This is a genomic window from Citrobacter sp. Cpo040 (assembly GCF_030332915.1).
GTDB classification, from domain to species: domain Bacteria; phylum Pseudomonadota; class Gammaproteobacteria; order Enterobacterales; family Enterobacteriaceae; genus Citrobacter; species Citrobacter portucalensis.
In genome coordinates this window covers 781886-795230 of sequence record NZ_JAOWGX010000037.1, presented here as the reverse complement: position 1 = coordinate 795230, position 13345 = coordinate 781886, and the positions used below count along the sequence as shown (strand labels likewise).

Here is a 13345-nt window from a genome sequence, read left to right as displayed (position 1 = left end):
AATCCGCCGGGAGCGGATTTGAACGTTGCGCAGCAACGGCCCGGAGGGTGGCGGGCAGGACGCCCGCCATAAACTGCCAGACATCAAATAAGTGAAAAGGCCATCCGAAAGGATGGCCTTTTTGCATTTATACGCGGAAATCAGCCGGAACTGTATCCGGCATATATATATTTAATGAATAACCTGCGATAAAAACGCGCGAGTGCGTTCCGATTTGGGGTGAGCAAAAAACTCATCCGGTGGTGCCTGTTCCACAATCTCGCCAAGATCCATAAAGATCACCCGGTCAGCTACTGTGCGGGCAAAGCCCATTTCATGGGTTACACATAGCATGGTCATGCCCGATTGCGCCAGACCTATCATGGTATCCAGCACTTCTTTTACCATTTCAGGATCCAACGCTGATGTGGGTTCATCAAATAACATGATTTTGGGTTTCATACACAGCGAGCGTGCAATGGCCACGCGCTGTTGTTGTCCACCAGAGATTTGCCCGGGATATTTATGTGCATGTTCGGCAATGCGGACCCGCTCAAGGTAGTGCATTGCCAGTACTTCAGCCTCTTTTTTCGGCATCTTTTGCACCCAGATAGGCGCCAGCGTGCAGTTTTGCAAGACAGTTAAATGAGGAAAGAGATTAAAGTGCTGAAAGACCATGCCAACTTCTTGTCGGACGCGCTCAATATTGCGGATGTCTTCATTGAGCTCAATCCCATCCACTACTATGCGTCCTTGCTGATGTTCTTCCAGATGGTTAATACAGCGGATAGTTGTCGATTTACCCGAACCGGAAGGCCCGCATAATACGATGCGCTCTCCCTGTTTTACCTTCAGGTTGATGTTTTTCAGGACATGAAACTGTCCGTACCATTTGTTGACGTTTTCCAGCGTAATCATCGCGTCGGTAGACGGCATTAATAATTGGCTCATAAATTCCTCAGTGCGGTGTACGCCCGGTGTTAAAACGTTTTTCCAGATGTTGGCTGTAACGCGACATACTGAAACAGAAGATCCAGTAAATCAGTGCAGCGAAAACATATCCTTCTGTCGACATACCCAGCCACGCAGGGTCCACAGTTGCCTGCTGCACGCTACTGAAGAGATCAAACAGACCGATGATGATGACCAGGCTGGTATCCTTGAACAGGGCGATAATCGTGTTAACCAGACCCGGGATAACCAGCTTGAGGGCTTGCGGAAGAATGACCAGCCCCTGAGTTTTCCAGTACCCTAGCGCCAGTGATTCCGCGGCCTCATACTGACCTTTCGGTAGGGCCTGTAACCCTCCGCGAACCACTTCTGCGACATAGGCCGACTGGAAAAGAATAACGCCGACCAGCGCCCGGATAAGCTTGTCGATACTGGTTCCTTCGGACATAAACAGAGGAAGCATGACCGAGGACATAAACAGAACGGTAATCAACGGTACACCGCGCCAGAACTCAATGAAAATGACGGATAAAACCCGCACGACTGGCATATGGGAACGACGTCCCAACGCCAGTAAAATACCCCATGGAAGCGCGCCTGCAATCCCCACGGATGCAATAATAAGCGTCAGTGTTAATCCACCCCACTGCCGGGTTTCTACGCGTTCAAGCCCGAAAAAACCACCGTACATCAGCCACCAGACGACAATCGGATATATGACTGCCCAGATGGCGATATAACGGCCTCGGTGGGGAATGGTTTTCCAGAACATCGGAACAATAGAAACCAGACCAATTATCAGGGCCAGATTTACACGCCAACGCTGATCGTGTGGATAAAGCCCATACATGAATTGCCCGAAGCGTTCATGGATGAACACCCAGCAGGCTCCGGCTTTGGTACAGTCTGCCCGGGTAGAACCGACCCAGTTGGCCTGAAAGAATACCCAGTTCAACAGTGGCGGGAGAAATGACCAAATCAGCCATACGCATAGCAGGGTGAGCAGGCTATTTGACCAACTGGAGAACAGGTTTTTACGCACCCAGAGTAGACAGCGGCTTGCCGGATTGCTGCGCTGGCGCGAGGGGTGAGACAGCAGTGCTTTTGTCATCATGGCTCCTTAGCGCTCAATCAGTGCAATACGGCGGTTATAAATATTCATCAGCAAAGAAATACTCAGACTGATGATCAGGTATACCGACATGGTGATGGCGATCGTTTCAATGGCTTGCCCTGTTTGATTGAGTACCGTGCCGGCAAACAGTGAAACCATGTCCGGGTAGCCAATGGCGGCTGCAAGAGAAGAGTTCTTGACGATATTCAGGTACTGGCTGGTCAGTGGGGGAATGATGACGCGTAGCGCCTGTGGGATGATTACCTGGCGTAGCGTCACCGGATTTGGCAGACCCAGCGAGCGTGCGGCTTCATGTTGGCCGTAAGGAACGGCCTGAATGCCCGCCCGAATAATTTCTGCAATAAATGCCGAGGTATATACCGAAAGCGCCAGAGTTAGTGCCGCCAGTTCAGGAATAAGCACCATACCGCCACGGAAGTTAAAACCACGGAGCTCGGGAATATCCCAGTGAAGCGCAGCGCCAAACATCCACTGTGAAATCACCGGTAAAAGTACGATCAACGCCAGAGCTGTGGGCCAGGTCCGACGTAGCTGACCGGTTTTGGTCTGATGCATTCTGTTGAAGCGAAATAATCCGATGGTGACGACGATAGCGATAACGACAGCGGTGCAAAAGGCAAAAAAACCTTCTCCCATTTGCGGGGACGGAATATAGAGCCCCCGGTTACTCAGGAACATCAAATCCAGCGCGTTAACGGCCTGGCGTGGGCCGGGCAGATTACGTAATACGGCGAAATACCAGAAGAAGATCTGCAGCAGCGGCGGTATATTGCGGAACGTTTCGATGTAGATCGTCGAGAGCTTTCGCAATAACCAGTTATCTGACAGGCGTGCCAGCCCGAGAAAGAAACCGAGAATTGATGCGAAAACAATGCACAGTGCTGAAACTAACAGCGTATTGAGCAGGCCGACCACAAAGACACGACCATACGTATCGCCTTGCTCGTAATCGATCAGATGCTGGACAATGCCAAATCCGGCGCTGCGATCGAGAAAAGAAAACCCCGAGGTAATACCGCTATTGTTCAGGTTATTTATCGTGTTATGAATGAGATAGACCGCAATGCTGATAACCGCAATGACGGCGAGTATTTGAAATAACCAGGCGCGGACCGCAGGGTTAGAAAAGGATAACGATCCTTTTACGGTTGAGCGGCGATGGAACATAAGAAAACCTCAGTAACTATGACTCTGGGCTGAGCGCCGCAGTTGCGGCGCCCGTTACATCACTACGCATTAGCGCACCGGTGGCGCATACTGAATGCCACCGTTATTCCAGAGGTTGTTCTGTCCACGTTTGATCTTCAGCGGACTTTCCGATCCAACGTTACGTTCAAAGATCTCCGAATAGTTACCAACCTGCTTGATAATGTTGTAGGCCCATTTGTTATCAAGCTTCAGATCCTTGCCATAATCCCCTTCTTTACCCAACAGGTGTGCCATATCCGGTGTTGCTGGATTAGCCGCTTTGTCATCGACGTTTTTCGAGTTAACACCCATTTCTTCCGCATTTAGCATGGCGAACAGCGTCCAGCGAACAATGGAGAACCACTCATCGTCCCCACGACGTACGACAGGTCCCAGAGGTTCTTTAGAAATAACTTCTGGCAGGACGATCCATTCCGCAGGATTGCTCAGCTTGATGCGTAGGGCATACAGCTGAGACTGGTCGGAAGCCAGCGTATCGCAACGTCCAGATTCCAGAGCTTTGGCTGATTCATCCGAACGGTCAAAGGTGACGGGGGTGTACTTCATCTTGTTGGCTTTAAAGTAGTCGGCCACGTTTAGTTCGGTATCGGTTCCCGCCTGAATACAGACCGTTGCACCATCCAGCTCTTTAGCGCTCTTCAGGCCTGCTTTATTGTGGGTAAGAAAACCAATGCCGTCGTAATACGTTACACCAGTGAAGGACATGCCCATACCGGCATCACGAGAAGAGGTCCACGTGGTATTACGAGAGAGCATGTCGACTTCACCAGACTGTAATGCGGTAAAGCGTTCCTTGGCGGTGAGCGGGGTATATTTTACTTTGCTATCATCGCCAAATACGGCGGAGGCAACGCCACGACATACATCAACATCAATACCCGAGAACTTGCCGCTTGCATCGGCGTAAGAAAAGCCAGGCAAGCCGTCGCTGATCCCACATTGCACAAACCCTTTTTTCTTTACGGCATCAAGTGTTGCGCCGGCATGTGCCTGATTTGCAACAGCAAGCAGCACACCGGCCGCAGCCAGGCTGGCGATTATCATCTTTTTCATAGAGCATCCTGTGTGGAGGAATTATTGTTATGGAAACGTTCTGAAAACGTCTTTTACCTTTCTGTGGCTTTGGCCATACTCTTTTAAGCAAAGGTAGTGCCAGTTTTTTGCGCCTGATTATTCGACGCAATATGCAGAGTGTAGACAGGAAAAAATAAATGCAGCGCCCTGAAGTGGTGCAAAATTGAAACGTAAGCCACATTTCGGCGCAAAAAATTTAAAAATCAGACAGGACGCGTGATAACGATTTCTGGCGTTAATATTAATGGCGTGAGAATAATGAAAAGAAAATGTGGTGTTACGAAAAACAGAAAAAATGCTAATTTCAAATCGCGGATGTGTGAGTGAAATCTATAATAATTTTATTACATGTCAGGTTCTATTAAGCAACGTTTTGTCTTATATGCAGATTTTATGCTTATTGCTAAAAGCGCGGTAATAACCGCGCTTTTAAGATGATTTATTTGGTCAGGGCGACAATCCCAAGCGTCAGTCCGGCAACGGCTGCAGCACCACCGGCGATGGCCCCGGCTGTTTCCCAGTTATCCTGGGTGGTGCCTTTCATACAGGTATTGGTATGAACCAGGCGTCCCTGATCGTCGTATACAGGTACGCAAGGAGAATCGTGTGCACAGCCAGCCAGGAATGCGGTAAGCAGTGCAACGGATATTAATCTTTTCATGGTGTTACCTCAAAAATAAGCGTTTCGCTAATCGAGCAAAGACAAACGCTAAGCCATCTGCGAACTCGGCGATTATTTTACCACTTCTTAAAAAAGGACTGACATGAGGAATAATCTCAATTCATGTGGATTGTAAAAATAATGGATAAAAAGAAAGGTCGCGGGCGCGTTTAAAGAAATGCTTTAAATGAAATAAATGGCTATCTTATTAATAAATAAAGAGGCGTAACATGGGTGAAAAAGGCGTCCGTAGACGCCTTTATTTTACAAATTAATCGTTGTGCCGACTAAAACGCCGTCTCACGACAACGAAGAAGACGGGGACGAAGAAGATAGCCAACAATGTTGCGGTCAGCATTCCTCCCATAACACCGGTACCGACCGCATTCTGCGCACCACTACCTGCACCGTGACTGATAACCAGAGGCATAACCCCCAGAATAAAGGCCAGGGATGTCATCAGGATAGGACGAAGACGCATGCGCGATGCCTCCAGCGTCGCTTCAACCAACCCCTTGCCTTCTTTATCCATCAGGTCTTTGGCAAACTCGACGATCAGGATGGCGTTCTTAGCCGAGAGGCCGATTGTGGTTAGTAAGCCAACCTGGAAATACACATCGTTATTCATACCACGCAGTGATGCTGCTAACAATGCGCCCACAACACCGAGCGGTACAACCAGCATCACCGAGAAAGGAATAGACCAGCTTTCATACAATGCGGCAAGGCAAAGGAAGACAACGATTAGCGAGATGGCATACAGCGCAGGAGCCTGGTTACCCGACAGTCGTTCCTGATAGGACATCCCCGTCCAGTCATGACCAATACCGTTTGGCAGTTTTTCCGCCAGGCTTTCCATCAGCGCCATTGCTTCACCGGTACTTCTGCCAGGCGCAGCTTCTCCCAGCAGTTCCATAGAAGGCATACCGTTATAGCGCTCCAGGCGCGGTGAGCCGTAGATCCAGTGTGCGGAACTGAACGTGGAGAACGGAACCATTTCGCCATTGGCGCTACGAACATACAGATTATTGATGTCTTCCGGCAACATACGGAATTTGGCATCGGCCTGTACGTACACTTTTTTCACGCGGCCACGGTCAATGAAGTCATTGACGTAATAGCCACCCAGCGCAGCGGAGATGGTTTCATTAATATCGGACAGCGAGACGCCAAGGGCCTGAGCTTTTTCCTGATCGACATCCAGCTTGAACTGTGCGGTATCCTCGAGACCGTTTGGACGCACGCGAACCAGCAGGTCAGGGTGTTTGGCAACCATGCCCAGCAGTTGGTTACGCGCTTGCGTTAACGCGGTATGTCCCAACCCGCCCTGGTCAATCAGTTCGAAGTCGAAGCCGGTTGCGGTACCCAGTTCAACAATGGCTGGCATGTTGAAAGGGAACACCAGACCATCACGAATCTGACTAAACGCTCGGGTAGCGCGGGCGATAATTGATTCAACGTTATTTTCGTTACCGCTACGTTCTTCCCAGGGCTTGAGGCTGACGAACGCCATCCCTGAGTTTTGTCCCTGGCCGCTGAAGCTAAAGCCGTTAACCGTAAAGACGCTTTCAACGTTGGCTTTTTCATTGTTCAGGTAGTAGTGGGTGACCTGATCCAGCACCTTCTGGGTGCGTTCTTGCGTGGCGCCTGCAGGAAGTTGAATCATCGTCAGGAAGACGCCCTGATCTTCCTCTGGCAGGAAGGAGGTTGGCAGGCGCATAAACAGCACCGCCATCCCGATGACGATTATCAGGTAGACGACCAGGTAACGCCCAGTTTTACGCACAATACCGCTGACGCTATTGGTGTAATGATTGACGCTGTGATCGAATTTGGCGTTGAACCAGCCAAAGAAACCGCTTCTTTTCTCGTGATGTTCAGCTGATACGGGCTTCAGTAACGTTGCACAAAGTGCGGGAGTCAGGATCAGCGCGACCAGTACTGAAAGCGCCATGGCGGAAACGATGGTGATGGAAAATTGCCGATAGATAGCCCCGGTTGAACCGCCAAAGAAGGCCATCGGGATAAATACCGCAGACAGCACCATGGCAATACCAACCAGTGCTCCCTGTATTTGTGACATGGATTTTTCCGTCGCCTCTTTGGGCGGCAGATGATCCTCCATCATCACGCGTTCTACGTTTTCCACCACCACTATCGCATCATCGACCAATAGACCGATGGCGAGTACCATGCCGAACATCGTCAGGGTGTTTATTGAGTAGCCAAACGCAGCAAGCACGGCAAATGTGCCCAACAATACGACAGGTACGGCGATGGTTGGAATGAGCGTTGCCCGGATGTTTTGCAGGAACAAATACATGACCAGGAACACCAGCACGATCGCTTCAAACAACGTTTTTACCACTTCATGAATGGAGATGGTCACAAACGGCGTCGTGTCGTACGGGTAGACCACCTTCATTCCCTGTGGGAAGAATGGCTGCAGTTCAACCAGCTTGGCTTTAATCGCGTTAGCAGTATCCAGCGCGTTTGCCCCGGTTGCCAGCTTGATCCCAAGGCCGGATGCAGGCTTACCGTTAATACGCGCCACGACGTTGTAGTTTTCCCCGCCTAACTCGATACGCGCGACGTCTTTCAGGTGAACAACCGAGCCATCGCTGTTCACGCGTAACGTCACTTTGCCGAACTCTTCAGGGTCTTTCAGTCGCGTTTGCGCAATGATAGAGGCGTTCAGCTGCTGGTTAGGTAATGCAGGCGTACCCCCTAACTGACCTGCGGCAATCTGATCGTTCTGTACCTTCAACTGATTGATCACATCAACCGGCGTGAGCTGATATTTGTTCAATAAGTTTGCATCCAGCCAGATGCGCATGGCGTACTGTGCACCAAACAGCTGCACGTCACCCACGCCATTCAGACGGCTGATTGAGTCTTTAACGTTCGAAGCGACGTAGTCGGAAATGTCATCCTGTGTGGTTTGTGGGTTGTCAGAAACAAAACCCGCAACCATCAAAAAGCTGCTGCTGGATTTCTCAACGCTGATCCCTTGCTGCTGAACTTCTTGCGGCAGTAACGGAGTGGCGAGCTGCAGTTTATTTTGCACCTGCACTTGCGCGATATCGGGATCGGTACCGGACTGGAAAGTCAGTGTAATAGTCACACTCCCGGCCGAGTCGCTGGTGGAGGACATATACATCAGGTTATCGATACCATTCATATTCTGTTCGATAACCTGTGTGACTGTATCCTGAACCGTCTGTGCATCTGCACCAGGGTAGGTGGCAGAAATGGCGACCGCAGGAGGCGCAATGGTCGGGTACTGTGCCACGGGCAGTTGCATGATTGCCAGAGCACCCGCCATCATCAGAATGATAGCCAATACCCAGGCAAAGATAGGACGCCTGATAAAAAAGTTAGCCATGTCCGGTTACCTTATTGGGCTTTCGTGGCAGGGGTTTCGGTATCGGCGGTTGCTTTAACCTGAACGCCTGGACGTGCTTTCTGTAAGCCGCTCACGATAACTTTGTCACCCGGTTGCAGGCCTTCGCTGATGAGCCACTTGTCACCAATAGCTTGTGCGGCAACGACTGCGCGAGACTCAACCTGACTCTTGTCGTTAACGACCATTACGGTGGCATCACCGCGAGGAGTACGCGTTACCCCTTGCTGCGGAACGAGAATGGCATTCGGCTGGACGCCTTCATCAATGCGTGCGCGCACAAACATGCCCGGCAACAGCGTGTGCTGTGGGTTAGGGAACACGGCTCTGAGGGTGATTGAGCCGGTGCTTTCATCAACCGTCACATCAGAAAACTGCAAAGAGCCTTTTAGCGGGTATGACTGACCATTTTCCATCACCAGTTCGACAGTACTGCTGGCGCTGTCTTTATGCAGACTCCCTTGTTCAACGGACTGTTTGAGGCGCATAAAGTCGTTACTGGACTGTGTCACGTCGACGTAAATGGGATCGAGCTGTTGAACGGTAGCAAGCTCTGTAGCCTGGCCATTCGTGACTAATGCACCTTCGGTGACGTTGGATTTACCGATGCGTCCGCTAATTGGCGATGTCACTTTGGTGTAGGCCAGATTGATACGCGCGCTTTCGACCGCCGCTTTTGCTGCGATCACGGAGGCATCGGCCTGACGAGCATCAGCAATTGCCTGATCGTACTCTTGCTGGCTGATGTACTTGGTGCCAACCAACGGCACATAGCGTTTCACCGTTAAATGCGCGATTGCAGCCGCCGCTTCACTCTTCGCCAGTTCACCTTTGGCGCTGTCATAGTCAGCCTGGTAAGTCGCTGGATCGATCTGATAAAGTGACTGCCCGGCTTCAATATCGCTTCCCTCAGTGAAATTCCGTTTAAGTACAATTCCACTAACCTGAGGACGGACTTCTGCAATACGAAATGCTGTGGTGCGTCCGGGTAATTCGGTCGTCACGGCTAAAGGGGCCTTTTCGACGACATGGACAGTCACCTGCGGCTCTGCGGGATGTGCTTGTGTTTCTCCCTGATCGTTACAACCGGCGAGTAATGCAGCGGAGATGATGATGAATGAGGGCAGGAGTGAAAACCTGGCATTTTTCGTCATTTCTATTCCTTAAAAAACCGAACGCTCGTTATTAACCGAGTAACAATAGGGGTGATAACGCGCACAAGAAAAAATAATAGTTGGCTATCCTACAAATTATTAGCTTGCGATGTAAGCAATACTTATTTATGGGCGGGGTTCACGGCACATAAAAGCAAAAAAAGATTAATCAGCTACCGTTTCATTGTGATATTTATAGCAACACCATGATGCTGATAAATACATTTTGAAATGATCATCTGAATGGTGAATATATTTGTTTTTGTTATTTGTTTTATCTATTCGTGTGTAATGTCCGCAATTAAATACTTTAGACCTCGTCTAAATAAATGCTAAGTGATACATTTGTTCCGTATCGCAAATATTAGATAAGAAAGTTAATCATTCTCTACTCTACCTCAGACAGTCGGAACCATGGCCAGAAAAACGAAAGCTGATGCCCTCAAAACGCGGCAGCACCTGATAGAAACGGCAATTGTACAGTTTGCCGCACGTGGCGTAAGCAATACGACGCTAAACGACATTGCGGATGCCGCCAGCGTGACGCGTGGCGCGCTCTATTGGCATTTCGAAAATAAAACTCAATTGTTTAATGAGCTATGGTTACAACAACCACCTTTACGCGATCTTATTCAGGACAAGTTAATTGGTCGTTGGGGTGATAACCCTTTACAGCGATTGCGAGAAAAGTTTGTGGTGGGGTTACAATATATTGCAGAGAACCCTCGTCAGCAGGCATTAATGCAGATTTTATATCATAAGTGTGAATTTCATAACGATATGATATCTGAGCAGGCTATTCGCGATAAAATAGGTATCAGTCATCAAAGCATTCGTGATTCCCTGCAAAAATGTGTCGATGACAATTTGATTGCCACCACTCTTGATTTAGATGTCATCATCATTATTCTGCACGGTAGTTTTAGCGGAATTATAAAAAACTGGTTAATGAATCCAGTGAGTTATGATCTATATGGGCAAGCTCCAGTATTAGTTGATAATGTACTAAAAATGTTAAGCCCAGACGGTAGCGTCATGCAATTAATGCAGAGTGAAAACCAGGTCGGATAGTTTTTACCGCCAGAGGCTGACGGCTGTCGAAGTGTTATCTGAGGTGCTATTCGAGGTCGACGCAGTTGACCAGCTTAAGGGGATTCACTGAGTTCATATTCCGGCACTTGTCGTGCTCTGTTGTCATCAGCTCTATCCATTGGATGAGCAGCGCATCAAAAAGAAAAACGAAGACCGCAAAAACAACCAGCCACCAATACTTGCGAATCATTCCTAAACCCTGTGTATTCATGCCCAAGTGTGCAGGGAATATACACGAAATTTTTAAGCTGAAAAGCAGACTTACAATGCCTTTACTTTGTTGAAAGATCGCCACTCTTTGCCGTCAATCGACTCTTTTTAGACAGGTTTTTTGTCTTACGTTTTTTCACCTTGGCAAGCTCAATTTCTGAAAAATGAGAACCGATACTCAGTCTTCTGAGTCCCATTTTTACGTATTCAGTATTGATCTCAATCCCGACAAACTTGCGACCCAATTCCACGGCGGTAGCTCCGGTGGTGAAGCTGCCGGCAAACGGATCCAGTACCTTGTCATCTGGGTTCGAGGACGCCAGAATTATACGCTCCAGGAGGGCTTTGGGTTTCTGGGTGGGGTGGTTTTCGTATTCGTCCATCAGATAGCGTACGCGTGGGAACTCCCAGACATTGCCCGGCACTTTTTTCTGATTGTATGGCTGGGGCGGATTCTTTCTGTAGTCTATTAGCGCGCGTTTAGCGCCAGTTTTGGCTTCAACCAGAATATCGTCACGATTAAACGTGTAGTTTTTCTGATCTTTGACCATCATCAGGATCGGTTCATACATCGAACCAAAGTAATTTTTGGCCTGTACCCCCGAGCTATCATATGACCACACGATACGGCTCTTGATGGTAAAAAGCGGGCGGCATTTGAGGTCGATGTACGGCATGTTCTCCGTACTGTTCATGATGTACATGGTGCCGTGTGGTTTGAGGATGCGATGGCACTCGTCGATGCACTCAAACAACCACGCCAGAAAGGTCTCTTCGTCCCAGGATTCAACCATCCCGTCAAAGTCTTTCCCGATGTTATAAGGAGGGTCAGCAAAAATGAGTTCGACGCTTTCAGACGGCAGTTTTTTCAGTTCAGTTAGCGCATCGCCCAGGATTATCTTTTTAGATTCATCGCCAAAATAGACAGGTTCACATCTCGCGTTCATCGCCAAAGCCTCCCGTGTGACGTCAATAAAAAAGGCGCTTCCCCATGCCGAGTAGCGCCTTTTAAAACAAACATTTAACTGATTAGTATCAGTTCATGCCGTATTTTTTCAGTTTTTTACGCAGCGTACCACGGTTGATGCCCATCATCAGGGCAGCACGGGTCTGGTTACCGCGGGTGTATTGCATCACCATGTCCAACAGGGGCTGTTCTACTTCAGCCAGTACCAGCTCATAGAGATCATTCACATCCTGACCATTCAATTGAGCAAAATAGTTCTTCAGTGCCTGTTTAACCGAGTCACGCAGGGGCTTTTGAGTTACCTGGTCCTGAGAGTTAACGGTAGAAACGGTCAGTACGTCAGAATTTACGCGTTGTTCGAACATAGTTCTGTCAGCTCTTTATTTCTGTTTACGCAAAATTTTCGAAGTATGCCTCCAACGCCGCCAGCTGTTCGCTGGAATCTTCAATGGCGTTGAATGTGCGCCGAAACTGGTCATCCGGAGCGTGTTCCTGGAGATACCAGGATACGTGTTTACGCGCAATTCGGTACCCTTTTGCCTGACCATAAAAGTCGTGCAGTTCCCGAATGTGCGCACAAAGCAAGCGCTTCACCTCTGCCAGAGGCAGCGGGGGCAGCAGCTCCCCAGTGTCCAGATAATGCTGGATTTCCCGAAAGATCCAGGGTCTTCCCTGAGCTGCACGTCCTATCATCAGGGCATCCGCCCCCGTATAGTCGAGTACAGCTCTGGCTTTATGCGGGTCAGTAATGTCGCCATTCGCGATAATCGGAATGGAAACTTTCTGCTTAACTGCCCGAATACTGTCGTACTCAGCATCTCCATTGAACAAACAGGCGCGGGTGCGTCCATGAATGGTCAGAGCCTGAATGCCACAGTCTTCAGCCAGTTGGGCAATCTCTACGCAGTTACGGTGTTCCGGAGCCCAGCCGGTGCGAATCTTGAGTGTGACAGGAACGTCCACTGCATTGACGACCTCGGTTAGTATCGATTTCACTAAATCCGGGTACTGCAAGAGGGCTGAACCTGCGAGCTTGCGATTCACTTTTTTAGCCGGACACCCCATATTGATATCAATAATCTGGGCGCCGCTTTCCACGTTAATACGTGCGGCATCGGCCATCTCAACAGGGTCGCTACCGGCAATTTGCACCGTGCGAATTCCTGGCTCATCAACGTGCACCATCCGTAAACGAGACTTGTCACTTTCCCAAACCTGCGGGTTAGAAGACATCATCTCGGATACTGTCAATCCTGCTCCCATCTCATAGCACAGCGTCCTGAATGGTCTGTCAGTGATGCCAGCCATAGGTGCTGCGATCAGGCGATTTCTGAGCTGGTATTGTCCGATGCGCATGAGTTAAGAAATGACCATACTGTGACTGCAAGGCGGCGTATATTACGCATTTTTCGCACGAGATGAAAGGCCAAACTTTGACCAATCCACTGAGGTGGATCAATGAATTGCCGTAAATGTGAACGCATGAAAATATTTAATCATATAAATCATC

At 49.2% G+C, this 13345-nt stretch carries 12 protein-coding genes; 1 reads left to right on the top strand and 11 read right to left on the bottom strand.

The genetic code is table 11. The annotated features are described in order from the left end of the window. Positions 1–171 precede the first annotated feature (171 nt). The 7 genes from OGX86_RS22260 to OGX86_RS22230 form a co-directional block, all read right to left on the bottom strand. Complete coding sequence (locus tag OGX86_RS22260) at positions 172–930, bottom strand: amino acid ABC transporter ATP-binding protein (RefSeq protein WP_003025300.1); 759 nt, start codon at positions 928–930, stop codon at positions 172–174. Positions 931–937: 7 nt separating this feature from the next. Beyond that, the gene (locus OGX86_RS22255; protein ID WP_048215432.1) at positions 938–2041 is read right to left on the bottom strand and encodes an amino acid ABC transporter permease; all 1104 of its coding nucleotides are present in this window, start codon (positions 2039–2041) and stop codon (positions 938–940) included. A gap of 9 nt (positions 2042–2050) precedes the next feature. Beyond that, a complete protein-coding gene (locus OGX86_RS22250; protein WP_048215433.1) occupies positions 2051–3232 on the bottom strand; it encodes an amino acid ABC transporter permease in 1182 nt (393 codons plus the stop codon). Between the two features lie 69 nt (positions 3233–3301). Next, positions 3302–4327 (bottom strand): amino acid ABC transporter substrate-binding protein, encoded by a 1026-nt coding sequence (locus OGX86_RS22245; RefSeq protein WP_048225761.1) that lies wholly within the window; start codon positions 4325–4327, stop codon positions 3302–3304. Positions 4328–4787: 460 nt separating this feature from the next. Beyond that, entirely contained in the window at positions 4788–5009 is a 222-nt protein-coding gene (locus OGX86_RS22240) for a lipoprotein (RefSeq protein WP_003025292.1), read from the bottom strand. Positions 5010–5280: 271 nt separating this feature from the next. After that, positions 5281–8394, bottom strand: coding sequence for an efflux RND transporter permease subunit (locus tag OGX86_RS22235; RefSeq protein ID WP_286640692.1), 3114 nt, complete (start codon positions 8392–8394; stop codon positions 5281–5283). A gap of 11 nt (positions 8395–8405) precedes the next feature. Continuing rightward, the gene (locus OGX86_RS22230) at positions 8406–9566 is read right to left on the bottom strand and encodes an efflux RND transporter periplasmic adaptor subunit (RefSeq protein ID WP_032945162.1); all 1161 of its coding nucleotides are present in this window, start codon (positions 9564–9566) and stop codon (positions 8406–8408) included. 414 nt (positions 9567–9980) lie between these two features. Between OGX86_RS22230 and envR the strand changes: the two genes are divergently transcribed. Further along, the gene (gene envR, locus OGX86_RS22225) at positions 9981–10637 is read left to right on the top strand and encodes an acrEF/envCD operon transcriptional regulator (protein WP_048225757.1); all 657 of its coding nucleotides are present in this window, start codon (positions 9981–9983) and stop codon (positions 10635–10637) included. Between the two features lie 46 nt (positions 10638–10683). Here envR and OGX86_RS22220 read toward each other — a convergent pair whose 3' ends face one another. The 4 genes from OGX86_RS22220 to dusB form a co-directional block, all read right to left on the bottom strand. Next, positions 10684–10848: a DUF2556 family protein gene (locus tag OGX86_RS22220; RefSeq protein WP_003025279.1), complete on the bottom strand. Its 165-nt coding sequence runs from the start codon at positions 10846–10848 to the stop codon at positions 10684–10686. 82 nt (positions 10849–10930) lie between these two features. Continuing rightward, complete coding sequence (gene yhdJ, locus OGX86_RS22215; protein ID WP_032945161.1) at positions 10931–11815, bottom strand: adenine-specific DNA-methyltransferase; 885 nt, start codon at positions 11813–11815, stop codon at positions 10931–10933. A gap of 88 nt (positions 11816–11903) precedes the next feature. Continuing rightward, positions 11904–12200, bottom strand: a complete 297-nt coding sequence (gene fis, locus OGX86_RS22210; RefSeq protein ID WP_000462905.1) for a DNA-binding transcriptional regulator Fis — start codon at positions 12198–12200, stop codon at positions 11904–11906. A 25-nt stretch (positions 12201–12225) separates the two neighbouring features. Beyond that, complete coding sequence (dusB, locus tag OGX86_RS22205; RefSeq protein ID WP_008785970.1) at positions 12226–13191, bottom strand: tRNA dihydrouridine synthase DusB; 966 nt, start codon at positions 13189–13191, stop codon at positions 12226–12228. Between the last annotated feature and the right edge of the window lie 154 nt (positions 13192–13345).